Origin of the sequence: Shewanella indica, from assembly GCF_002836975.1 — a bacterium.
GTDB classification, from domain to species: domain Bacteria; phylum Pseudomonadota; class Gammaproteobacteria; order Enterobacterales; family Shewanellaceae; genus Shewanella; species Shewanella indica.
Map to the genome: position 1 here is coordinate 136,751 of NZ_NIJK01000027.1, position 22,199 is coordinate 158,949.

Below are 22,199 nucleotides of genomic sequence, written 5' to 3' on the forward strand. Positions count from 1 at the left end.
ACCCTGGCAATAAAGGCCTGCAATGACCCACGCAAGAGCATCTCAACAAGCCACAATCCGCCTCGCTCACTATCTGGCGCAAACCGGCCTATGTTCAAGGCGCGAAGCCGCCAGGCGCATCGAAGCCGGAGAGATTTTTCTGGGTGACAAACTCGCTAAACACACAGACAGAGTCACCCTCGCCACCGGGCAGCGCCATTGTCTCGAAAAGCTGTTTTATCTGGGCGAGCCCGTTGCCGCCCCGGCAGCTTACACTTATCTGCTATTCAATAAACCCGTCGGCATAGATTGCCGCCTGCTCAAGGATGACCCGAGCAGCCTATTGCATCTATTGCCTCAGGATAAACGCCTGTATCCAGCCGGAAGACTGGATAAAGATTCCCGCGGCCTATTGCTGCTCAGCAACGACGGCGAGCTGACCCAGCAACTGATGCATCCAAATTTTTGCCACAGCAAACACTACCGGGTCACTCTGGAGCGGGCATTTACTGACGCGTTTATCCATGCCTTGAGAGCCCCGATGGATTACGGTTATGGCCAGGTGCGGGCATCACAAGTCACACCGATTTCGGCAAACAGTTTTGAAATTATTCTGACTCAGGGCAAGAAGCGGCAAATTCGCCGTATGTGTCGGCATTTGGGCTACAGAGTCACAGATCTCTGCCGTACCCGGATAATGGAGTTAACGCTTGATAAGCTTGCTGAAGGGGAGTTTAGGGAGCTCAGCCATGCACAAATCGCTGCGCTTAAAGATGCAGTACAACCTTGACTAAACAGCTGTGTATTTTTTACGACTCTAAATTATTGGCAAAACCAAGCGCTTGGTTAACTGTATCAACCCAACACAATATTGTTTGTGGCAACACTCACTCCCCATACGCTCTCAGACAAATCAGCTCTCACCCACGTTGATAGAGGACATTTATAGTGGCCCGTTGTCGCCACTTGGTTGAACGCGCCATAGGCGGCGTATTGGTCAGCCTGGGGCTGGGATTGGCCTTTTCCTCTGTGGGACGTTCCTGAGCAGTTTCACCGTTAAGGCCGTCAGGGTTGACTGCCTTCACCATTCTTAGGTTCGCTTGCCCGGGAGGAGATAGCTTTATCTTCCTTCTCGACGCCGGGTTGCAACTCAGACAGAAGATCGGCGGCCTGCGTCACGGCAGCCAGATTGGCCTGATGTTCTTCTTCCTCCACAGTCTTGGATTCGACGCGCTCTTCCTTACTGCGCCTGGACTCGCCATTGGCCTTGACCTCGGAATCATAGGGCAGATCCTCAATTCCCGGCAGTGAATCAGGAATATCGCTGGGGCTGACATCCACTATCTGTGAGCGGTTCATGGTGATCTTGTATCTGGCATAGCGCGGCGCCTGCTTGCCCTCTTTGAGTACGGCGACCAGATTTATCTGATAACGCCGCTCCACCGACTCGTTAGTGATCCTGCCATCGGTTTCGGTGTAAATTTTGGCCTTACCCCGTTCCAGATAGCGGGCAAAGGGCACTAAGCTGAACACCACCTGCTCCTGCAATGTGTTGTAACCGGCAAGAAATTCGGTATCTGCCACCTTGGTTTGAATGCCGTAGTGAAGAATTTCAGCGTCGACCTTATTTTGGCTATGGCGCCGCCGGAGGATCTCTTTGACATCATCAGGGAGATCCCGGCTGCGCATAAACTCAAGCCAAACCAGCTGCTTGGCAATAAACTTCTGGTTGGTTGTATCCCTCAATATCCGGCTCCAACGGGGGCGTCCCCGTTGGATATAGCGCCACAAAGCATTGCGGACATCATCTTTAAAGATCTCCCGCGCGCCGTAAATCAGCGCCAACACCAACACCAAGACCAGAGTCACGCCGCTGAATATCCCCTGAGCCTTGATGATCAAGGCTGATACCACCAGCATCACCAGCGCAGTAGCCAACCCTGTGGTTAACTTTTTAAGCCCAGTGTTCAGAGGTTTAATCTCCTCTTTGAGCACCACCCCTTGCTGAATAAGCCGCCTGAGCAGCAACATCTTGTTGGCAATACGATTGGGATCTTGCAGGGTTTGCGCCGAGTTATAGAGTCGCTCGGCCCGATAGTTATTTTCTACCCGGCAGAGGGTGATCACCTTATCCGACACATGGCTGAAGTCACTGTTTCTGGGACCATGGGCCAACAACTTCAACAACTGCTGTTCACAAAACCAGGACAGGTAGTTATCGGCATTCTCAAAATAGTGTTTCCATCTGGCATCAGCCGGTTCGTTGCGGCGAAACTTCTTCAGCAAAATCGCTGTCTGCTCGGTTAACTCCTCCAGCAAGGGATAGAAGTTTTCCGGTTCGGATTGCCGTGAAATCTCCTTGGCATCATTCTCCATCGCCACCACAAACTGGTAGGCAAACAGATTCAGATATAGACGAAATTCTTCGACGGTACGCTTCTTCTGGCTGACGAACCTGGATTGTACCAGGGGCAGATGCAGACCATCCGAGTAGTAAGAACGCCGTCCGAGAATGGCGCTGAAGTAGTATTCTTCTTCATTCAGGCTCTGCGGCCCTATGCCCATCTCCTTGGGCAGGGAAAAGTAGAGATCCAGCTTGCGCTGCTCCCCAACACCCATCAGATGACTGAATTTGATGGATAGATTTTCTTCCTGCTTGATACGTAGTTTGGACACAATAATGGAAAACTATCAATGAATTGATGAAAGAACCTGACTATAGCCCAAGCAACACGGGAATGGGATAGCGCACAGGCGTTAACTGAAAGGAAATGGTGAAATCGTCAGCGAAAATTCAGCCGTCAATGGATCAAGCGGCAGCCACATACTGTGTTACTCGGTTGGAACAACACAATAGCATAGTCTTTGGCTTCATCGGCATCGAGGATCTCCAGTGCCAGGTGATGCAGACCTTCATTACTGAGGTTGAAGCTGGAAATATAGGAAAGGTATTGCATATGGGCAGGCCTTGCCCCCTTACCGGAAAGCTCCTGTTTATCTGTAACCAGGATTTGATAACGCCCCGCCTCTTCCGAAGCCAGTTGCCCCTGCATCAAGATGCTGCCGGCCGGGGTGCCATCCATGTTGAAGTAGCGATAGTTGACCAGAGCTCGCTTGCCTTTGGTCTGCAGATCCAGCAGCAGGTAGTGCTGCGCATCTTCGCCCTCGTTCAACTGCCGGTCGTAGAGTTCAGAACTGCAATTAAGCGCCAAAGCGGGCGCTGTTTGGCTGAAACGATAGATCACCAGCAAACAGCCGAGCAAAAAGATCAGGATCAGCAAATTTATCACCCAAAGCCAACGTCTAGCCACAGAGATCAACCTCCTTAAGCCAAGGTACACTGACAAATGCCTTGACCTGACGTCCATCGCTTATTTTGAGATTACGTACCACGGACTGTCCCAAATACTCGCCTCTCAATGTGAGGTTAAGGACTTGTTTGTCATGGGAAAGAGACACATATAATTTGCGCCAAGGGCTGCTCTTGCACTGAGCCAATGCCGAGGTCAGCACCTTGCCCTGTTCGGTCAACAACTGATTGTTGGTACGGGAATTGGAGTAGAAAAACAGCTCCATTCTCTGACCAGATAGCAGTGTCAATTCCTGCTTGTTCAGTGGAATGGTGGGTACCACTCTGGGTAAACGATACAGATAGAAGACACTGAGACCAAGCATGAGTATCAGTACCAAGCCCACCAGCAGTTGCTTGGGACCGGCATTCAACCTGGACTCCAGCACTCCCGCGGGTTTACGGGCCACAGATGAGCGTAGCAGATACCCCTGCCCCTTGACCGTTTCAATCAAAGACTCATATTCGGGCCCCAGAAAGGCACGCAACATACAGACAGCACGGGCTACAGACGAATCACTCAAAGGAGGATGATTGTCATCACCGGCGCGCAACTCAATACGGGAAACCAAACGTCCCTGATTGGCAAGCAGGAGTTTCAACACCTGCAACTCCGCCCGAGGGAGATGCCAACTGTCTCCCCTGCCTTTGTGTTGTAACTCACCGCTGGCTTCATCAAACCAGCAGTCGCCTATCTGCATCATCTTCCTCCTGTTTTATATGAACATGAGTGTATGCAAGAAATCTAATCACTACTGTGATCCTCATAACCCTGACACAGGAAAAAGTTTAAAAAGTGATCCAACTCAGGCAAGGAAGCAAGCAAGAGGGAAGCAAGTAGCGTTTTGTGAACCAGTTCCCATGGTTGAAGGCTTTGAAAACAGGCCTGAATATTGATAAACCAGCCATTAATTAACATGAATAAAACAAATAAAGTGATCTCGCTCAACCCTTAACCCTCAAAAAGGGTTAAGGACAACCACCCTAATCACCTTAAAAGATTCAAACTCCAGTCTTTGACAACTCAATATTCATGCGCGCTAAATCACAACCTTCATATCTTAACCCCCTAATCTGAATACAACCGACCCGGTCGGGAAAAACAAAGACAACAAAGGGTGATAAATATGAGCATTAACAGACGTCAGGCCCTGGGCCAGATTATCGGAATTAGCGCCGCAGCAGCCGGAGCCAGCCTTACGGCCACTTGCGCCTTTGCTGCCACGGATGAGTCAGGAAACTACCGCCTGGAGTTGGGTGAAAAACTCAAATATGCTCCATTGGATCCTATGGAGACTGCCAAACTGGCTTATGAAACCGGCGGTGGCTGTATGCATCAGGTATTTCACGCCACTGTGACCATGCTGGCTCGGTCTGCCAGTGTCGATGCCGACAAGTTTGCCACCATTCCAACGGCGCTGGCCGGCTACGGTTTTGCCGGTGTTACCGGCCAAGGCACGCTTTGCGGTAACCTCAATGCGGTAGGTATGTTGGTTAATATTCTCGATGACATTAATGGCCAAAACTCCGCCGTCATAGGTTCCTTGTTCCGTTACTACGAGAATACCGAACTGCCTTTGTCCAGCGATGAGTTCGTTGCCGGTATTGGCTCCACCGCCGAAAAGACTGCCCTGGTGGTCAAATCCTCGGTTGCCAACAGCGTATTGTGTCACTCCTCTATCAGTAACTGGTCCAAGGCCTCAGGCAAGACCTTCTCTGAAAAAGGTGAACGTTGCTATCGTTTGTCGGCCTCTATTGCCTATCACTTAGTGGAACTCTTGAACCGAGCCTACAAGGGTGAAGACTTGGGCGCCCTGCCTGAAAGTAAACCCAGCTCAGAAGCCCAGAGCTGTCAGAGCTGTCATGGCTCCACAAGTACTATGGGACCCGCCGCCAGCGTCAAGACAGACATGGAATGTACCACCTGTCATACCGGGCACTTTAACTGAGGATTATCCGATGAAAATCAGCTATCTGAGCCTGCTGCTCGGCTCGGCCCTGCTATTGGGAGGCTGTGGCAGCGATGATGACAACAATAATGGTGGCGGTGAGATCACGCCTCCGCCACCACCTGTGGAAAAACCCGGTCAGGATATCGCCGAAGCAAGTAGTATTGAGTTGACTCTCAACAGCTTCGACCCAGATTCAGGCCAGGTCACCTTTGCCCTGCAAAACGCCGAAGGAAAAGCGCTCACCAATGCCGCCAAGTACCAAATCACCTACTTTGGTTATCCGGCAGAAGAGCAAGCTTCCACCAAGCCCAAAGCCTGGAAACGCTGGCATGTAACCTATGGTTACAGCTGCGACCCGACAACCGAGTGCGCCGAGCCGCTGCAGGCTCTGGAAAGTGCCGGCAGCTACAGTTTCAGTCCATCAGGGCTCGACTGGGACGCTAATGCTGCTACTGGCGCGGTTAGCCGTTACAAGGTAGCCATAGAGGTATTCGGAACTGAAATCAGCAATGAAGTGACGCTCTATTCTCCCACTACAGACGTAAACTAAAGGTCACCAATCCCAAATGCCGTTGTTCAATGAGAGCAACGGCATTTGGGACTCATCCTCCTCCTCAAATTCAGTCATACGACAGGCCCAAAGGTGATTGCCTGGACTCAGTTGAATAAGTGAATAGTCGGCCAAAATATCCATCTCAAGAACATGCAACCTGAGCTCCAATTTACCCGACTGAGCCAAAGCCTTATTGATAGCCTCCCGCATTGCCATCAAGTACGGAGGGAGTTCTTCTTCACCTAATAGCAGTTTATCCTGATAGGGCTCCAGACTCATCAGATAGCTTAGTGAACCAAGCTCAACGCCTTCTATAGTACCTGCCAGCTCAATACCCGCCCATGGCTCATTATCATAGCGATAGCTGACCTTCAGTCTGGTCTGCCCATTTTCTGTGGTTATCCCAAGCCTGAGTTTCTCGTCTCCCCTTGTTCCCTCGGCTTTGCCGGGGTTAATTAAACTCGCTTCACAATTAAAGCTTGGGTTTAGATACTTGGAAATCAAGGTGTCAACCGCCAGGATACCCACAACAAATAACAGCAGTAACAACAGCAATATCCAGCTCCGGTTTTGGCGTAAGCGCCGCCGCAGAGTCGATTCAGTCACAGCGCAACGCCTCCTTCAACCAAGTATGCTCGGGGGCACAATCATTCATCTGAGACATGGTCAGCTTGTAAGCTTTAAAGTACTCCCCTTGGTCACTTTCTCCCTTGAGCACCATACTCAATACCTTGCTGTCATCACTGAGGGAAATGGAAATCGTACGCCAGCTATCGGGGCAAGGAGCCAGCCAGCCTTCAATGCTCTGAGTCAGATCTTTCAATGTCGCCAATGCCTTGGGTTCGCCATAGAGACGCAGGAAGGTAGTATTGCCCGAAGGGTGCGCGAGTTTTATCACTTCATCCGGCGTTTCCAGATAGCGCAGCGGTCCGACTCTGGACGATAGAAAAAACAATATCAACCCACTCAGGAGTAACATCCAAAAAAAATGATACCAGGGTGTTTTTCCATTTAAAAACAGAGAGATTGACTTACGTTTTTGAGTTTTTCTGTGCAGTAAAAAACCTTGCCGGTCGATGGGCTCCAACAGGCCACAGTAATCAGGCCCCAGGTATTGGCGGATACGGGCCACCGCTTGTTCCAATAAATGCTCTTGGTTGACGGGAATGCCCGCCTCCTGCAGCAATTGCATTCTGGAAACCACCTTGCCCTGATGGCTCAACAAAACACTCAACACACATTGTTCTATTTCAGACAAGACCCAAATCTTACCGGACCCAGTATGTTTGAGCGTGCCGGTATCAGCATCAAACCAACAGCAACCTACCTGCATGGCATTGCTCAGCAGCAAATGAATGGCGGCAGTATAATGGAAAAAAACACCCATCCAGAGTGATCTGCATGGGTGTTTTCAGGCTTTTAAGAAAAGCGTGAACCTTCTCTCAGACTTTTCTCACGATTAAAAATTTGTTAATTAACAATATGATACATGCATTTCTAGAATGTTGAACTGTTAAGCCAGAGATGTATCAGAATACTGGCGATATAACCCAGGGCGATAACAGGCGTCCACTTGAGATGAGCCCCAAAAGTATAAATGCCCCTCGCTTGCCCCATCAGCGCCACCCCGGCAGCACTGCCGATAGACAGCAAACTGCCCCCGACTCCGGCGGTCAGGGTTACCAGCAGCCATTGGCCAAGAGCCATATCCGGATTCATGGTCAGTACGGCAAACATCACAGGAATGTTGTCTATGATGGAAGACAACACCCCAATGGCGATATTGGCATAAGTGGGATCCCACTGGGTGTACATGGCGTGAGACACCATACTCAGATAGCCCATAAAGCCCAAACCGCCAACACAGAGCACCACGCCATAGAAGAACAACAAAGTATCCCATTCGGCTCTGGCAATACGGCTGAAGACATCGAAAGGCACCACGTTACCCAGTTGCTCCAGACGCTTTTCATCCTGCATCAGGCGCGCCTTCTCCTGCGCCCTTGCCAATGCTTTGGGGAAATTCTTCCTCAGGTAGAAGCCAAAGCACTGCAGCAGTCCAAGACCTGTCATCATGCCAAGCACAGGTGGCAGCCCCAACAATGAATGAGCACAAACAGCCATAGAAATAGTAAACAGTAACAGCAGCACTATCCGCTTGGCGCCTGTCTTGGTATAAACTTTTTCAACCAAGGCATCGGATCTTTCCCTGGAAATAAACAGGCTCATGATCAGCGCCGGAACCAGGAAATTCACCAGTGATGGCAGGAACAGCTTAAAGAACTCGGAAAAGTGCACCATGCCCTTTTGCCACACCATCAGAGTGGTGATATCCCCAAAGGGACTGAAGGCGCCACCGGCGTTGGCCGCCACCACTATGTTGATACAGGACAGGGTGATAAAACGGCGATTATCGGCGCCCATTTTCATCACCACGGCGCACATCAATAATGCCGTGGTCAGGTTATCGGCGATGGGTGAGATAAAGAAAGCCAATAAGCCGGTAAGCCAGAATATCTGGTACAAACTGAAGCCCTTGCCGACCATCCAACAACGTAAAGCATCAAACAACCTGCGCTCTTCCATCGCGTTGATATAGGTCATTGCTACTAGCAAAAACAGCAACAATTCGGCATATTCGAGCAGGTTATGCTTAAAAGCCGCCTCGGCCACTTCCGACATACCGTTTTGGGTATAGATATAACCTATCATGCCCCAGATAAGACCGGCGGCGACCAATACAGGCTTGGACTTCCTCAGGTGCAGTTTCTCCTCCCCCATTACCAGCAAATAGGCGATGGTAAATAGAGTCAGTGCCAGATACCCCACAGTTGAGTCGGTCAGATTCAGGTTATTTACGGCTTCCGTGCTAGCCAGGACCGCAGGCGAAAACAGTCCGGACAAAATTCCTCCTAAGGCTGCGCAGCCCCCATGCAAACGCATCAACTTCATTTCAATGATCTCTCGGTAGGAAATTAACTAAAACCTAGCACAGAGACAGGAAATCAAATCTTGATAAAACGCAAATTTCTGTAATTTAAGTGAGCAAGCCCAAGCCTTAAGCGGCAGACAACTGAAGAAAGGTTACCAAGGACTGGCAAAAAAACACCATAGATCACAAAAGCGCCCGCAGGCGCTTTTATCTGGTTCACACTTTTTATCTCACGACTTTTTAGAAGGAGTACAGCAGTGTCATGTTGGTTTCGGTATCTGTGCTCTTTTTGTCATCCAGCGGATCGCTGTTATAACGCACAACCACGGCAAACTTCATCGCCAATGCACCTATGATATTAGCGGTCAACGAAGTCTCGGAACGCGCGTCGAGCTTGTCACCATAGTCGGCAACAAACATCTGGCGGAATTTGGAGGTCTTGCTGATCTCAAGCTCATAGTTAATCACTCCGTGAGCCACCCAGCTGGCATCTGAGTTATAACCCAGAATAGCCCGCTGCTCACTGTCCAAACGCTGATACTGGTAACCAGGACCTATCTCGGCATCCAGGAAACTCTTGCTGCCCTGGAAAACCCGGTAGCCGTAACCGGCTGCGCTGTTGAACTTATAATCATAACCTGTAAAGGGATCGGCTTCGTAACTGGTGTTGGCAAACAGATAACTGCGCTCATCCAGACGGTAGTTACCCTGAACGCCACCAAAGTAACGCTTGGCGGTAACTTCTTCAGAGTCTTCCTTATACAGACCTTCGAGCAGATACTGGTTTTCCCAGTTACCCAGTTCGTGTTTCATCGCCAGGCGACCCTTCACCGAAGAGGTATCAGTGTTACCTGTGGTCAGGGTAGCCCCCAACTCCGCCTCACCGGCAAATGTTTTATCACCTTCGACAAAGTCGGCCCCTGCGTGAGCAAATGGTGCGACCAGCAGAATGGCTGCAGCGCTAAGCAGTTTTTTCATTCTTGTGCATCTCCGTTCAAAGCAATCCCTAAAAAAACGGGCGCCATCTTAACATCTACAGCGAAAAATACGAAACAGCTCGCATTTCTCAGCCGAAAAACCTGATTGCGTACACCATCTTGATAACAATGGCCTCCAATCATGCCCGCAACCCGGCCGCAGACATCAGCAGTCGCAACAGCGAAGAGACACTCAGTAAAGAAAGAACACTCAAGCACCAAAGCAGCAGCATCCAACAGCCTGGACGGCTATCGAGCCAAGCCTTAGCGGGGGCCAACAGCCGGATGGCCCGGCCCCTCAAAGCATTAATGATAGGCATCATCGGCGCTCACCTTGCCGCGGAACACATAATAGGTCCAGCAGGTATAGACCAGAATAATCGGGATAATGAACAGGGCCCCCACCAGCATAAAGCCTTGGCTCTGGGGCGGTGACGAGGCCTGCCAGATGCTGATGCCCGGTGGAATAATGTAGGGCCAGATGCTGATCCCAAGACCGCAGAACCCCAGTAACACCAACAGCAGCGTCATCACAAAGGGTTGGTAAGTATCTTGTTTTTGCAGCCCCAGGTACAGATTCCATCCCAGCAGTGCCGTCAATAAAGGCACAGGTGACAGAAAAATAAGGTTCGGCAGCGAAAACCAACGCTCGGCGATTTGGGGATGTGCCAAAGGCGTCCAAATACTGACCAGCACTATCGCCACCAACAAGCCTATGAGCAAAGAACGGCTCAGCAGAAACATCTGTTGCTGCAGATGCCCCTGGGTCTTCATGATTAGCCAGCTGCTGCCAAGGAGTCCGTAAGCGACCACCAGGCCGACACCGCATAAAAGCGGGAAAGGCGCCAACCAATCGAGCTGCGAACCGGCAAGATGGCGCTCAGTATTCAAAAGCTGCAACTGATGAGCACCCTGGCCACCAGCACCCCGGTGCAATTGGCGCTGGCTCATTACTTGTCGACCCGCAGTTATGAGACCCACCTGCGACAATTGAGGCGCACCCTGGAGCAGCGAAAGTTTGCCACCTGGCAGGCATTGAAGAACCGCTTACCCGACAGTGTCAGAGTGCATTATGGCGATGGCGGCTATTTTCTCTGGGTAGAGTTACCCGAGGGGCGGGACACCACAGAGCTCTATCGCCAGGCACTCTGGCAAGGAATAAGCCTGGCGCCGGGACAGATGTTCTCGGCGCACCGGGAGTTCAGCCACTGTTTTCGCATCAACGCCTCACTGCCTGGTGGGCCAAAGTTGGAGCAATCGATAGCCAGCCTGGCCAAGCTTATCAAAAAGGCGTTGTGATGACTCAAGAGCCATCCGGAAAACACTCCGCCAACCTCAACCCTATCACCCGAGTGTGTCGTGACAGCCAAGGCGCAACAACTCGCGCCCACCTCGGATTTACACTCTGGAAACTAAAAGTAAAAAAGCCCGCGAATGCGGGCTTTCAATACAGAGAACGGGATTACAGATTGATCTGTGGGTCCAGTTCGCCGGTCTGATAACGCTTGTACATGGCCTGCAGTGACAGCGGCTTGATCTTGGAGCCCATACCGGCACAACCGAAGGCTTCGTAGCGCACGGTACAGATGTCGGCCATAGCTTCCATAGAGGCCTTGAGGAATTTGCGTGGATCAAACTCAGTTGGGTTTTCGGCCAGGAACTTACGTACCGCACCGGTTGATGCCAGACGCAAATCTGTATCGATGTTAACCTTACGTACACCGTGCTTGATACCTTCAACAATCTCTTCCAGCGGCACGCCGTAAGTTTCAGGGATCGCGCCACCATACTGGTTGATGATCTGCAGCCACTCCTGAGGTACAGAAGAAGAACCGTGCATTACCAGGTGAGTGTTGGGGATACGGGCGTGGATCTCTTTGATGCGGTCGATACGCAGCACATCGCCGGTAGGCTTGCGGCTGAACTTGTAAGCACCGTGGCTGGTACCTATGGCGATGGCCAGGGCATCCACGTGAGTGTCGGCCACGAAGCGGGCAGCCTCTTCCGGGCTGGTCAACATCTGCTCATGGCTCAGGGTGCCTTCGGCGCCGATACCGTCTTCTTCACCGGCCATACCGGTTTCCAGGCTACCCAGACAACCGATTTCACCTTCAACAGAAACACCACAGGCATGGGCGAACGCCACTGTCTTACGGGTAACATCGACGTTGTACTCATAAGAGGCAGGAGTCTTGCCGTCAGACATCAAGGAACCGTCCATCATCACAGAGCTCATGCCGAGCTGGATGGAACGCTGACACACGTCAGGGTGGGTACCGTGATCCTGGTGAATACACACAGGGATATCCGGATACTGCTCGAGGGCGGCCGCCATCAGATATTTGAGGAACTGAGGACGGGCATACTTACGGGCACCGGCTGAGGCCTGCACGATCACAGGGCTATCAGTGGCTTCGGCGGCCTGCATGATAGCACGCATCTGCTCCAGGTTGTTGACGTTGAACGCCGGGACGCCGTATCCATGTTCGGCGGCGTGGTCCAGCAGTTGGCGTAGGGAAATAAGGGCCATTTTTTTACTCCAATAATAGGGTGAATTACTTCACCGAGGTCGCTATCGCTTGGATTTAACTTGATGCTCCCGGCAAAGCCGGGAGCGGTTTCTTTATAATTCTTTTGACTTTGCTTAGTTACCGCGGGCCTTGAGCATAGCCACTGCCGGTAACTCTTTACCTTCGAGGAACTCGAGGAAGGCGCCGCCGCCGGTAGAGATGTATGACACCTTGTCGGCAATACCGTATTTATCCACGGCGGCAAGAGTATCACCGCCACCAGCGATGGAGAAGGCCGGTGACTCGGCGATCGCCTGGGCGATACGCTTGGTGCCTTCGCCGAACTGGTCGAACTCAAACACCCCTACCGGGCCGTTCCAGACTATAGTACCGGCTTGCTGCAGGATAGCTGCCAGGGCTTCGGCGCTGTCCGGGCCTATATCAAAAATCATCTCATCGTCGGCAACCTCGGCCACTGGCTTCAAGGTAGCCACGGCTGCAGGGCTGAACTCCTTGCCAACCACTACATCGGTAGGCACAGGGATATCGCCGCCACGGCTCTGGGCATTGGCCACCAGGCGCTTGGCTTCATCGATAAGGTCGGCTTCATAGAGTGACTTGCCCACAGGATGGCCGGCGGCGGCTATAAAGGTGTTGGCGATACCACCACCCACCACCAGTTGATCCACTATGCAGGATAGAGACTCAAGCACTGTCAGCTTGGTTGACACCTTGGAGCCTCCGACAATCGCCACCAAGGGACGTGCCGGGTTATCCATCGCCTTACCCAGGGCATCCAGCTCGGCTGCCAACAATGGGCCGGCGCAGGCTATCGGGGCAAACATGCCGACTCCGTGAGTCGAGGCCTGGGCGCGGTGAGCGGTACCGAAGGCATCCATCACATAGACATCACACAGGGCCGCCAGCTGCTTGGAAAGCGCCTCGTCGTTTTTCTTCTCACCCTTGTTGAAGCGGACGTTTTCAAACACCACGACTTCGCCTTGGGCAACTTCGACGCCTTCAAGATAGTCTTTTTCCAGACGCACCGGGCAATCCAGCGCCTTGGCCAGATAGTCAACCACAGGCTTGAGGGAAAACTCCTCATTATATTCGCCTTCGGTTGGTCGTCCCAGGTGGGACATCACCATCACGGCAGCCCCTTTTTCCAGTGCCAGTTTGATGGTGGGCAGTGACGCCCGCAGACGCGCGTCACTGGTGACCACGCCATCGGCCACCGGCACGTTGAGATCTTCACGGATCAGCACACGCTTGCCCTGAAGATCCAGCTCTGACATCTTGATAATTGCCATTTTTACGCTTCCTTCTTAATCAAAAACAAATCTGTTTCACTAAGGGCGGCAGCTTCCCTGCCCCCTGAAATAATCTGTCGCAGTCTCTCAGGCGCTGCGGGCCTTGATCATCGCCAGTGCCGTATCCAACATACGGTTGGCAAAACCCCATTCGTTGTCGCACCAAAGCAACAGCTTCACCAGTTGGCCATCACTGACCCGGGTCTGGGTACCATCGACCACGCTGGAGCGCGGATCATGATTAAAATCGCATGATACCAGAGGCTCATCAGTATAGCCCAGAATCCCCTCGAGCCGGCCGTGGGTCGCCTGCTCCAACACTTGGTTTACCTTGGCAATATCCACTCTGTCGTTGAGGGTCACAGACACATCTATAGCGGTAACATTAATAGTGGGCACCCGTACAGAGATAGCCTCAAACTTATCCTTCATCTGCGGCAGGATACGCTCTATGCCTCGGGCAAGCTTGGTATCTACCGGAATAATTGATTGCCCGGCGGCGCGGGTACGGCGCAGATCGTCGTGATAGGCATCTATCACCTGTTGATCATTCATCGCCGAGTGGATAGTGGTAATGGCACCGCTCTTGACCCCAAAGTGCCGGTCCAGCACATCGATGACAGGGACAATACAGTTGGTGGTACAGGATGCGTTGGACACCACTGTGTGTTCGGCGGCCAACAGTTCCTGGTTGACACCATAGACTATGGTGGCGTCAACATCCGCCGAAGAGGGGTGACTTATCAATACCTGGCGGGCACCGGCCTGGATATGAGCCTCACAGCTCTGTCTATCAGAGAGGGCGCCGGTAGCTTCGAACACCAAGTCGATATCCAGCTCGCCCCAGGGCAGTTTGTCCGCCTCCGGCTCGGCCAACAGGGTAATGCTGTCATCCCCCAGTTGCATCATGCCGTCGGCAAGGCTCGCGCGGCTATGGAAGCGACCATGGGTGGTGTCATAGTTGGTGAGGTGGACTATGGCCTCGGGCTTAGCCAGTTCATTGATAGCAACGATCTGAATTTGCTGCCTTTTACCCGATTCGTATAAGGCACGGAGAATTGAACGGCCGATGCGGCCATAACCATTGATTGCGACTCTGATCATGGAGATCCTGTTCCTCTAATGAGGGATGCTGATTGGGTAACGGCCTGACTTCCCGACAGGCCGTTGCACTTCCTGTGCGGCATTCCATTGCCTGGTTGCCGCACAGTCATTTCCAATCAGGCAGGCGCGGCTCAGGCGAGCAGAGCCTTACCGGCTTCAACCACTTTATCGACAGTGAAACCGAACATCTCAAACAACTGATTAGCAGGCGCCGACTCACCGAAGCTGGTCATGCCAATAATGCGACCGTTCAGGCCGACATATTTATACCAGTAATCGGCTATGCCCGCTTCCACGGCCAGTCGTTTTGTGACATTGGCTGGCAGTACAGCTTCTTTATAAGCCGCGGTTTGCTGGTCAAATACGTCGGTAGATGGCATAGAAACCACGCGCACCTTGGCGCCAGTAGCGGCCAGCTCAACCTGGGCCTTAACCGCCAACTCGACTTCGCTGCCGGTGGCAATGATGATCAGCTCAGGCGCGCCTTCGCAATCCACCAGCACATAACCGCCCTTGGCCACATCATTCAGTTGTTCGGCGCTGCGTGGCATCTGGGTCAGGTTCTGACGCGAGAAGATCAGCGAAGTTGGGCCGTCTTTGCGCTCAATGGCGTATTTCCAGGCGATAGCAGATTCTACCTGGTCACATGGGCGCCAGGTGCTCATGTTGGGAGTCATACGCAAAGAGGCAATCTGCTCAACCGGCTGGTGAGTCGGGCCGTCTTCACCCAGCCCAATGGAGTCGTGGGTATAGACTTGAATATTCTGCACCTTCATCAGCGCAGCCATGCGCATGGCGTTGCGGGCGTATTCCATAAACATCAGGAAGGTGGCGCCGTAAGGTACAAACCCGCCGTGCAGGGCAATACCGTTGATGATGGCGGTCATACCAAACTCACGCACACCATAGTGCAGGTAGTTGCCGCTGGCATCTTCGGCCGAAATAGGCTTGGAACCTGAGTACATGGTCAAGTTGGAAGGCGCCAGGTCGGCACTGCCCCCTAAGAATTCCGGCAGCATTTTACCGAAGGCTTCCAGTGCATTTTGCGAGGCCTTGCGGGAAGCGATATTGGCAGGGTTAGCCTGCAGCTGCTCTATGTAGGCTTTGGCATCGGCGTCAAAGTTGGCAGGCAGTTCACCGTTGAGGCGACGCTTGAGCTCGGCGGCCAGCGCAGGGTGAGCGGCTTCATAGGCGGCGAACTTGTCGTTCCAGCTGCTTTCGGCGGCCTTACCGGCTTCCTTGGCATCCCAGGCAGCATAAATTTCAGATGGGATCACGAATGGGTCGTGCTTCCAGCCCAGGAATTCACGGGTGGCGGCAATTTCAGCATCACCCAGTGGCGCACCGTGGCAATCATGAGAACCGGACTTGTTGGGAGAACCGTAACCTATTACGGTCTTGCAGCAGATCAGCGATGGACGCGGATCAGCCTTGGCGGCTTCAATGGCGGCGTTAATAGCTTGTGGGTCGTGACCATCGACACCGGCAACCACGTGCCAGCCATAGGCTTCAAAGCGCTTGGGAGTATCATCGCTGAACCAACCTTCAACATGACCATCGATGGAGATACCGTTGTCATCCCAGAAGGCGATCAGTTTGCCAAGACCCAGGGTACCGGCCAGTGAGCAGGCCTCATGGGAGATACCTTCCATCAGGCAACCGTCACCCATGAAGACATAAGTGTGATGATCGACAATATCGTGACCGTCACGGTTAAACTGAGCCGCCAGAGCCTTTTCCGCAATCGCCATACCTACAGCATTGGTAATGCCTTGGCCCAAAGGCCCTGTGGTGGTTTCGATGCCGGGAGCATAACCATATTCAGGATGGCCCGGGGTGCGTGAGTGCAGTTGACGGAACTGCTTGAGATCTTCAATGCCCAGATCATAACCCGCCAGATGCAGCAGTGAGTAATGCAGCATGGAACCATGGCCGTTTGACAACACAAAGCGGTCGCGGTCGGCCCATTGAGGGTTCACAGGGTTGTGCTTGAGGTGATCCCGCCACAGGACTTCGGCGATATCAGCCATCCCCATGGGAGCACCGGGGTGGCCGGAATTGGCCTTTTGGACAGCGTCCATACTTAAAACACGGATAGCGTTAGCGAGTTCTTTACGGGAAGACATGCTCTCTCCTGCTTGATCTTAGAGGTCTTGGGCAAATTGGAGCCATATTTTCCCCTACCGGGCAGAAGGACGCAAATAAAATTCACCCACTCACGACGCTAAAAGCAGCCCAGGCTTTGCTTTGTGTTTACATTTGCGCCTCATTTGCGAAGCTTGCCGCTCACAAAGCTGTCAACTTGCCTGTCCGCTGTTCGCTTTCAATGCGGCTACCTGGGTTAAAGCGCCATAGGAAAACTCCTCACCCAGATACAGATGAATCTGATACATTTCAGCAAAATAGCTGAAAATAGTGGAAAAAGCTCTTAGTCATTTGAGCCGATTCCTGCGCCATGGCGCACAAATATTTGCGACAAGGGGTGTCATCCAAGTCGAATTCCACTAAAATGGCCGTCTAGATGTAGATGCTTCTACACGTTTGAATTCCACAGACGAGATTTTCCGAATTATGGCAAAACACTTGTTTACCTCTGAGTCAGTCTCAGAAGGACATCCAGATAAAATCGCCGATCAGATTTCTGATGCGGTACTCGACGCGATTCTGGCTCAGGATCCCAAGGCCCGTGTAGCCTGTGAAACCCTGGTCAAGACAGGTATGGTACTGGTGGCCGGTGAAGTCACCACCTCGGCCTGGGTCGATATTGAAGAACTGACCCGTAAAACCGTTCGCGAAATAGGTTATACCCACTCGGATATGGGTTTTGATGCCGACAGCTGTGCGGTACTGAACGCCATCGGCAAGCAGTCCCCCGATATCAACCAGGGTGTAGACCGTGCCGATCCCAAAGAACAGGGTGCCGGTGACCAGGGTCTGATGTTCGGTTACGCCAGCAATGAGACCGACGTGCTGATGCCGGCTCCTATCACCTACGCTCACCAGTTGGTTAAGCGCCAGTCAGAAGTCCGCAAGAGCGGCGCTCTGCCTTGGCTGCGTCCCGATGCCAAGTCTCAGGTGACTTTCGCCTACGAAGACAACAAGATTGTCGGTATCGATGCCGTGGTACTTTCTACCCAGCATTGCGAAAGCGTCAGCCAGGCGGATCTGGTGGAAGGCGTGATGGAAACCATCATCAAGCCAGTATTGCCTGCCCAATGGCTGAACAAGGACACCAAGTACTTCATCAACCCAACCGGCCGTTTTGTTATCGGTGGCCCTATGGGTGACTGTGGTTTGACCGGTCGCAAGATCATCGTTGATACCTATGGCGGCATGGCCCGTCACGGTGGTGGCGCCTTCTCAGGTAAAGACCCATCCAAGGTTGACCGTAGCGCCGCTTACGCTGCCCGTTACGTTGCCAAAAACATAGTGGCTGCCGGTCTGGCTGACCGCTGTGAAATCCAGGTGTCTTACGCCATTGGTGTGGCCGAACCGACCTCCATCAGTGTGGAAACCTTCGGCACAGGCAAAGTCTCGCAAGAATTGCTTATCCAGTTGGTACGTCAGCACTTCGATCTGCGTCCATACGGCCTGACCGAGATGCTGGATCTGGCGCGCCCCATCTATCAAGGCACCGCCGCTTACGGTCACTTCGGCCGTGACGAGTTCCCATGGGAGCAAACCAACAAGGCTGAAGCCCTGCGTGCCGACGCAGGTCTGTAATAGACTCAGCTTGCAAAAAACCGCCTCAGGGCGGTTTTTTTATATCTATTTATCGGGCGATATCTCAGTAGCAGTGATCGAAATGGGCCGTTTCCATACAGAGGTAACCCAACTGCTCGGCCGATAGCGGCGTGATATCCAACACTTTCATTGGAGTGAATTCGGTATCGGTCAACAGGCGGATCTGCACCTGATAGCTATTGCTGCGCCCACAGTCGAAACAGACGCCCAAGGCTTGCAGCAGATAATGCGGCTTGCCATCGATTTTGGCTTCAAAAGCCTTTGCCTGCTGACCCTGCAGCGTCAAAACAGACACCAGGTATCTGACATTATCCCAGGCAGAAAGCCTTAGCGACTCACAGGATTGCAGTAGGGTTTCTGGCGTGTTTTGCATCTTACTCTCCCGCGTCAAAGCGCCTGTTAACCCAGCAGCAGATAGAAATCCCGGCCACATAGGGTGACAAAATCCAGGGTGCGCATGCGGCCATCCCGGCTATGGGCACGTATAGACGCCTCGTTATCCTCGGCGATCAGTGCCAGCCAAGGCGCACTGATGTTGGCTCTGGCGGCGCCATAAAGCTTATCAAATACGCCCTTGCCACGATAATCAGGATGCACCCAAACCGGACCGTAATGCAAAGTCTGCTGCCAATTCAATTCCAGGTCAAAGCGATTCTGGGCCAGTTGCCGGCAGAGGGCCTGACACAAAGGCGAATGCTTGAGTTTATCCCAACTGCCGGTTATCAGATAACCGGCTACCTTAGTCGCGTCCAACGCCAACCACACCAGGCCGGAAGCCACCAGAGGTTCAAGCTCCTTGGCAGAAAAGCCCTGCCCTTGCATGCCTTGAGTGCGCTCTCTGGCACTCAATTCATCCTGGCCGAAGCGCTGCTCCAGACTGGCAATCGTCTCAATATCGGCCGCCTCGGCCTGGCGGTATTGCATGGTTTGCAGCATTAAAAAGACTCAGCAAGAAAAGAAGCCGCATTATAGCCAAAGCAGGTTTAAGCCGCACTCGATTTGCGAAATTCCTATACTGCTTCCACACTTAAAGTTGAACTTAAGCCACATCACTCAGGAAGAGACATGCTCCCGGATACCATAGACCCAGGCAAGAGCCTATTGGAAAATGAAAGCCACAGACTCAACCTTATTCGCTGGATGCATCAATGTGAGCTAATGAAACGTTACTACCAGGCCGACAAAGTCTTTGTGCTGCAAAAGACAGAACAGGGATTTGAAGTCATTGTCAGCGCCGCCGATGCCAGCCACAGGTTCCCACCCGGTAAGGTATTCTCTGCAGACGAAAGTGTATTCCAGCGTATGGTCGATAGCCCACCCGAGGGCGTTAATCTGGATCTCACCCGCTCCACCTATAATGACAATCCAAAAGAGTTCAGCAATGTCCTTGGGATTCTATCCCGGCCCGTGCTCTGGCCCGATGGCTCGGTGTTCGGTTGCCTGTGTGTCATCAATGCCCATGCCAACGAGCAGCAACATATAAGCCCTTATATGCTGGAACCGTTTCAAATTCTGCTGCAGCAAGACTTGGCGCTCCTATGCCAAAGCCATAGAATCGAATCGCTATCCATGCGAGACCGGGATACAGGCATACTCAACCGTTATGGTTTCATTATGATGGCGCCAAGACAGCTCAATCTCGGTCGCCGCTTCGGTGCTCATTCAGGCATTATTTTTTTCGAGTTGATACCCGGGGCGAATATGGATGCCGAAACGCTGGCACGTCATCATAAGGAACTCGGTAACCTGATCCTCAGTACCATAAGAACCGCGGATATTGCCGCCCACTACAACGACAGCCAATATGTCCTACTGGTGTTTGTCGATCTGGAGCGGGATCTGGAACATATCATCAAGCGCCTTGAGCGGCAGATGAACCAGTTTTCGGCTCCATTGCAGTTGGACTCCAGCAGTTGCTTTTTCAGCCCGGACTCAGCAGCCAAGTTGGCCCCCATGCTAGAAAGTGCCAGAGCAGGGCTCAAGTCATCCAAACAGAAGAAAGAAGCAGAAAAGCCTTGATTCAAAGCACAGAACAAGCATTAAAAAGACTCAGATCCAATAACTGATTATTTGCATTTTATTAACGCAAACGGTTAGGTATCCTGAGGCAATCCCTGCCATCAAAAATACGATAACTATATGCATGCGCAACTGACGGAAAAAACCAGCAGCTTAAGAGACCACCCCAACGACCCTTTGAAGCTTAGCCATTGGCAAAACCGTTTAGCCACTGTCAGAGAAATATTTCACGCCCAAACTGTGCTGTTACTACAGCATATGCCAGACACCAAGCTACAGGTCCTGAGCCACAGTTCGGTGGCTGAAATCCCAACTGAATTTGAAGATATTGCCTCTATACTGCAACACTTTGCAGCTCACCCGGCCGAGACCATCAAGTACCCACTTCATTGGTCCGATGGCAAGCTGTTTGGCCAATTACTGATCCTAAATGGCAAACCCAAGGTAGCGATAGAGCAGCTGCAGTCTTTGCTCGAGCCTATGCTTGAGCTGCTCAAGAGTGAGCTTGGACAGTTGCAACTGATGGAACAGATGACGTCTCTGTCTTTACAAGATGAACTCACAGGTATGCTCAATCCCAGGGGCTTTAATCTGCTGGCATCAAGACAGCTGAGTCTTAGTCGCCGTTTGGGCTCCCATGCCGGACTTTTACTGTTGGAAGGCAAGGAACTTAACTCAAACCGTATTGCCGGACTGCAACAAGATAAGGCCCTGAAAATGCTGGCAAGGGTGATACTGGAGAACATGCGTGAAGCAGATATCTGCACCAGGTTGAATAAGAGCCAATTCATTATCCTGGCATTTGTAGACAACCAAGCGCATTTGGATATTCTTACCAGTCGCTTAAAAAAACGAGTTAGTCGCAGCGATTGCGGCCTACAACTGCTGGTTGGGAAAAGCTTCTTTGCACCTGACTCCCACTTCGAACTTTCACCTATGTTGGAACTGGCAAAGCAAGATCTACTGCAATATAAGGCCTCAAGTTAATCCGGGAAAACCGCTTGCGCCATGGCCGTTCATGCTAATTTTGAACTTAAACGTTTATTGCGTTTTTTTATCCTGAGCCTTGGCCCATTGGATAAAGATAACCACAGGATATGGCGACATAAATACCAACCCCAAGCCTATCAGCGAGGCAATAATCAACATTCCGCTGACTTCAAGCGCCATAGTAGTCAACATATAAAGCCCAACACCGACAAGCAGCATTAACACTCCGATCCAATGTAACAACTTTAGAAGGCCTATCACTGAGTTAGCATTGGATATCACCCTTCTCCCCCTTTTTAATCCGCGTTATTCTTGTCACACTATAAAGGCTTTATAGACTAATGGAAAAATGACCATGATTAAGAAAACTCTCGTAGCTGCTGCGCTGCTATTTGGTCTGGCTGCCTGCCAAACCACCCCGGATACCCAAGGTCAGTTTCTGCCACTGGAAGGCAGCTGGCAAGTAGAAAGCATTATGGGACAACCGACTATAGATTACAGTCCCGCCCAGTTGGTTTTTACCAAGGACGGCAAATTGTCCGGTAACAACAGCTGCAATAACTTCTTCGGCACCTATTCCCAGGAAGGCCTGAAGTTAAAACTCTCACCCGCCGGCAGTACAATGAAAGCTTGTGTCGATGCACTGATGGCCCAAGAACAACTGGTGATGCAGGCCATGCCTCAGGTGACCCAAGGTGAAATGAGCAATGGCAAGCTCTTGCTCAAGGGTGTTGACGGCCAGGTTCTGCTGCAACTCAGCAGCCTCTGATTTTTCCCTTC

Annotated in this window: 24 protein-coding genes; 8 read left to right on the plus strand and 16 right to left on the minus strand. The window is 52.0% G+C overall.

The genetic code is table 11. The features are described from left to right. The first annotated feature begins 55 nt into the window (after positions 1–55). Complete coding sequence (locus tag CX650_RS07615; protein ID WP_071475829.1) at positions 56–769, plus strand: RNA pseudouridine synthase; 714 nt, start codon at positions 56–58, stop codon at positions 767–769. 275 nt (positions 770–1,044) lie between these two features. On the opposite strand, the gene CX650_RS07620 is transcribed toward CX650_RS07615, so the two are convergent. From CX650_RS07620 to CX650_RS07630, 3 genes are all read right to left on the minus strand, one after another. Next, a complete protein-coding gene (locus CX650_RS07620) occupies positions 1,045–2,655 on the minus strand; it encodes a hypothetical protein (RefSeq protein WP_226684393.1) in 1,611 nt (536 codons plus the stop codon). Between the two features lie 125 nt (positions 2,656–2,780). Then, positions 2,781–3,290: a hypothetical protein gene (locus tag CX650_RS07625; RefSeq protein WP_101095484.1), complete on the minus strand. Its 510-nt coding sequence runs from the start codon at positions 3,288–3,290 to the stop codon at positions 2,781–2,783. Next, entirely contained in the window at positions 3,283–4,029 is a 747-nt protein-coding gene (locus CX650_RS07630; protein WP_039033081.1) for a winged helix-turn-helix domain-containing protein, read from the minus strand. The genes CX650_RS07625 and CX650_RS07630 overlap by 8 nt, the downstream gene beginning before the upstream one ends. Positions 4,030–4,455: 426 nt before the next feature. Here CX650_RS07630 and CX650_RS07635 point away from each other — a divergent pair, with 426 nt between their 5' ends. Next, on the plus strand, positions 4,456–5,277 hold the full coding sequence (locus CX650_RS07635) for a cytochrome c3 family protein (RefSeq protein ID WP_039033079.1): 822 nt from the start codon (positions 4,456–4,458) through the stop codon (positions 5,275–5,277). Positions 5,278–5,287: 10 nt separating this feature from the next. After that, positions 5,288–5,830: a hypothetical protein gene (locus CX650_RS07640; protein WP_101095485.1), complete on the plus strand. Its 543-nt coding sequence runs from the start codon at positions 5,288–5,290 to the stop codon at positions 5,828–5,830. A gap of 3 nt (positions 5,831–5,833) precedes the next feature. Here CX650_RS07640 and CX650_RS07645 read toward each other — a convergent pair whose 3' ends face one another. The 6 genes from CX650_RS07645 to CX650_RS07670 form a co-directional block, all read right to left on the minus strand. Further along, on the minus strand, positions 5,834–6,439 hold the full coding sequence (locus tag CX650_RS07645) for a hypothetical protein (RefSeq protein ID WP_101095486.1): 606 nt from the start codon (positions 6,437–6,439) through the stop codon (positions 5,834–5,836). Then, positions 6,432–7,220 carry a winged helix-turn-helix domain-containing protein gene (locus CX650_RS07650; protein ID WP_101095487.1) on the minus strand — a complete coding sequence of 263 codons (789 nt, stop codon included), beginning with the start codon at positions 7,218–7,220 and terminating at the stop codon, positions 6,432–6,434. Before CX650_RS07650 ends, CX650_RS07645 begins: the two co-directional genes overlap by 8 nt. Before the next feature lie 110 nt (positions 7,221–7,330). Then, positions 7,331–8,785 carry a sodium:proton antiporter NhaD gene (nhaD, locus tag CX650_RS07655; protein WP_101095488.1) on the minus strand — a complete coding sequence of 485 codons (1,455 nt, stop codon included), beginning with the start codon at positions 8,783–8,785 and terminating at the stop codon, positions 7,331–7,333. 220 nt (positions 8,786–9,005) lie between these two features. Next, the gene (locus CX650_RS07660) at positions 9,006–9,743 is read right to left on the minus strand and encodes a DUF481 domain-containing protein (RefSeq protein WP_039033075.1); all 738 of its coding nucleotides are present in this window, start codon (positions 9,741–9,743) and stop codon (positions 9,006–9,008) included. 139 nt (positions 9,744–9,882) lie between these two features. Beyond that, the gene (locus CX650_RS20590) at positions 9,883–10,065 is read right to left on the minus strand and encodes a DUF2474 family protein (RefSeq protein WP_082014222.1); all 183 of its coding nucleotides are present in this window, start codon (positions 10,063–10,065) and stop codon (positions 9,883–9,885) included. Continuing rightward, positions 10,049–10,642 (minus strand): cytochrome d ubiquinol oxidase subunit II, encoded by a 594-nt coding sequence (locus tag CX650_RS07670; protein WP_276328238.1) that lies wholly within the window; start codon positions 10,640–10,642, stop codon positions 10,049–10,051. Before CX650_RS07670 ends, CX650_RS20590 begins: the two co-directional genes overlap by 17 nt. A 3-nt stretch (positions 10,643–10,645) precedes the next feature. Between CX650_RS07670 and CX650_RS07675 the strand changes: the two genes are divergently transcribed. Then, the gene (locus CX650_RS07675) at positions 10,646–11,041 is read left to right on the plus strand and encodes an aminotransferase-like domain-containing protein (protein WP_101095490.1); all 396 of its coding nucleotides are present in this window, start codon (positions 10,646–10,648) and stop codon (positions 11,039–11,041) included. Between the two features lie 163 nt (positions 11,042–11,204). On the opposite strand, the gene fba is transcribed toward CX650_RS07675, so the two are convergent. From fba to tkt, 4 genes are all read right to left on the minus strand, one after another. Beyond that, complete coding sequence (fba, locus tag CX650_RS07680; protein ID WP_039033070.1) at positions 11,205–12,272, minus strand: class II fructose-bisphosphate aldolase; 1,068 nt, start codon at positions 12,270–12,272, stop codon at positions 11,205–11,207. A 114-nt stretch (positions 12,273–12,386) separates the two neighbouring features. Further along, entirely contained in the window at positions 12,387–13,562 is a 1,176-nt protein-coding gene (locus tag CX650_RS07685) for a phosphoglycerate kinase (protein WP_101095491.1), read from the minus strand. 87 nt (positions 13,563–13,649) lie between these two features. Next, complete coding sequence (gene epd, locus CX650_RS07690) at positions 13,650–14,666, minus strand: erythrose-4-phosphate dehydrogenase (protein ID WP_039033068.1); 1,017 nt, start codon at positions 14,664–14,666, stop codon at positions 13,650–13,652. Positions 14,667–14,797: 131 nt separating this feature from the next. Beyond that, on the minus strand, positions 14,798–16,792 hold the full coding sequence (gene tkt, locus CX650_RS07695; RefSeq protein ID WP_101095492.1) for a transketolase: 1,995 nt from the start codon (positions 16,790–16,792) through the stop codon (positions 14,798–14,800). A gap of 445 nt (positions 16,793–17,237) precedes the next feature. Between tkt and metK the strand changes: the two genes are divergently transcribed. Beyond that, positions 17,238–18,389, plus strand: a complete 1,152-nt coding sequence (metK, locus tag CX650_RS07700) for a methionine adenosyltransferase (protein WP_071475766.1) — start codon at positions 17,238–17,240, stop codon at positions 18,387–18,389. Positions 18,390–18,453: 64 nt separating this feature from the next. Here the strand turns inward: metK and CX650_RS07705 are convergent, their stop codons facing one another. Both CX650_RS07705 and CX650_RS07710 read right to left on the minus strand, forming a co-directional pair. Continuing rightward, positions 18,454–18,783: a hypothetical protein gene (locus CX650_RS07705; RefSeq protein WP_101095493.1), complete on the minus strand. Its 330-nt coding sequence runs from the start codon at positions 18,781–18,783 to the stop codon at positions 18,454–18,456. 26 nt (positions 18,784–18,809) lie between these two features. After that, entirely contained in the window at positions 18,810–19,346 is a 537-nt protein-coding gene (locus CX650_RS07710; protein ID WP_101095494.1) for a GNAT family N-acetyltransferase, read from the minus strand. Between the two features lie 129 nt (positions 19,347–19,475). Between CX650_RS07710 and CX650_RS07715 the strand changes: the two genes are divergently transcribed. Both CX650_RS07715 and CX650_RS07720 read left to right on the plus strand, forming a co-directional pair. After that, positions 19,476–20,429 carry a nucleotidyl cyclase domain-containing protein gene (locus tag CX650_RS07715; protein WP_101095495.1) on the plus strand — a complete coding sequence of 318 codons (954 nt, stop codon included), beginning with the start codon at positions 19,476–19,478 and terminating at the stop codon, positions 20,427–20,429. Between the two features lie 120 nt (positions 20,430–20,549). Beyond that, positions 20,550–21,416, plus strand: coding sequence for a diguanylate cyclase domain-containing protein (locus tag CX650_RS07720; protein WP_101095496.1), 867 nt, complete (start codon positions 20,550–20,552; stop codon positions 21,414–21,416). Positions 21,417–21,470: 54 nt separating this feature from the next. Here CX650_RS07720 and CX650_RS07725 read toward each other — a convergent pair whose 3' ends face one another. Then, positions 21,471–21,638, minus strand: a complete 168-nt coding sequence (locus CX650_RS07725) for a hypothetical protein (protein WP_229799892.1) — start codon at positions 21,636–21,638, stop codon at positions 21,471–21,473. 136 nt (positions 21,639–21,774) lie between these two features. Between CX650_RS07725 and CX650_RS07730 the strand changes: the two genes are divergently transcribed. Continuing rightward, complete coding sequence (locus CX650_RS07730) at positions 21,775–22,188, plus strand: META domain-containing protein (protein WP_039033061.1); 414 nt, start codon at positions 21,775–21,777, stop codon at positions 22,186–22,188. Positions 22,189–22,199: the final 11 nt, after the last annotated feature.

What these genes read in the sequence shown, in the direction of transcription:
- CX650_RS07730 (WP_039033061.1), top strand. Translation starts at nt 21,775, where the DNA reads ATGATTAAGAAAACTCTCGTAGCTGCTGCGCTGCTATTTGGTCTGGCT.
- nhaD (WP_101095488.1), bottom strand. Translation starts at nt 8,785, where the DNA reads ATGAAGTTGATGCGTTTGCATGGGGGCTGCGCAGCCTTAGGAGGAATT.
- metK (WP_071475766.1), top strand. Translation starts at nt 17,238, where the DNA reads ATGGCAAAACACTTGTTTACCTCTGAGTCAGTCTCAGAAGGACATCCA.
- CX650_RS07635 (WP_039033079.1), top strand. Translation starts at nt 4,456, where the DNA reads ATGAGCATTAACAGACGTCAGGCCCTGGGCCAGATTATCGGAATTAGC.
- CX650_RS07705 (WP_101095493.1), bottom strand. Translation starts at nt 18,783, where the DNA reads ATGCAAAACACGCCAGAAACCCTACTGCAATCCTGTGAGTCGCTAAGG.
- CX650_RS07660 (WP_039033075.1), bottom strand. Translation starts at nt 9,743, where the DNA reads ATGAAAAAACTGCTTAGCGCTGCAGCCATTCTGCTGGTCGCACCATTT.
- CX650_RS20590 (WP_082014222.1), bottom strand. Translation starts at nt 10,065, where the DNA reads ATGATGCCTATCATTAATGCTTTGAGGGGCCGGGCCATCCGGCTGTTG.
- CX650_RS07685 (WP_101095491.1), bottom strand. Translation starts at nt 13,562, where the DNA reads ATGGCAATTATCAAGATGTCAGAGCTGGATCTTCAGGGCAAGCGTGTG.
- CX650_RS07725 (WP_229799892.1), bottom strand. Translation starts at nt 21,638, where the DNA reads ATGCTGCTTGTCGGTGTTGGGCTTTATATGTTGACTACTATGGCGCTT.
- CX650_RS07675 (WP_101095490.1), top strand. Translation starts at nt 10,646, where the DNA reads ATGAGCACCCTGGCCACCAGCACCCCGGTGCAATTGGCGCTGGCTCAT.
- tkt (WP_101095492.1), bottom strand. Translation starts at nt 16,792, where the DNA reads ATGTCTTCCCGTAAAGAACTCGCTAACGCTATCCGTGTTTTAAGTATG.
- CX650_RS07640 (WP_101095485.1), top strand. Translation starts at nt 5,288, where the DNA reads ATGAAAATCAGCTATCTGAGCCTGCTGCTCGGCTCGGCCCTGCTATTG.
- epd (WP_039033068.1), bottom strand. Translation starts at nt 14,666, where the DNA reads ATGATCAGAGTCGCAATCAATGGTTATGGCCGCATCGGCCGTTCAATT.
- CX650_RS07650 (WP_101095487.1), bottom strand. Translation starts at nt 7,220, where the DNA reads ATGGGTGTTTTTTTCCATTATACTGCCGCCATTCATTTGCTGCTGAGC.
- CX650_RS07630 (WP_039033081.1), bottom strand. Translation starts at nt 4,029, where the DNA reads ATGCAGATAGGCGACTGCTGGTTTGATGAAGCCAGCGGTGAGTTACAA.
- CX650_RS07710 (WP_101095494.1), bottom strand. Translation starts at nt 19,346, where the DNA reads ATGCTGCAAACCATGCAATACCGCCAGGCCGAGGCGGCCGATATTGAG.
- CX650_RS07720 (WP_101095496.1), top strand. Translation starts at nt 20,550, where the DNA reads ATGCATGCGCAACTGACGGAAAAAACCAGCAGCTTAAGAGACCACCCC.
- fba (WP_039033070.1), bottom strand. Translation starts at nt 12,272, where the DNA reads ATGGCCCTTATTTCCCTACGCCAACTGCTGGACCACGCCGCCGAACAT.
- CX650_RS07715 (WP_101095495.1), top strand. Translation starts at nt 19,476, where the DNA reads ATGCTCCCGGATACCATAGACCCAGGCAAGAGCCTATTGGAAAATGAA.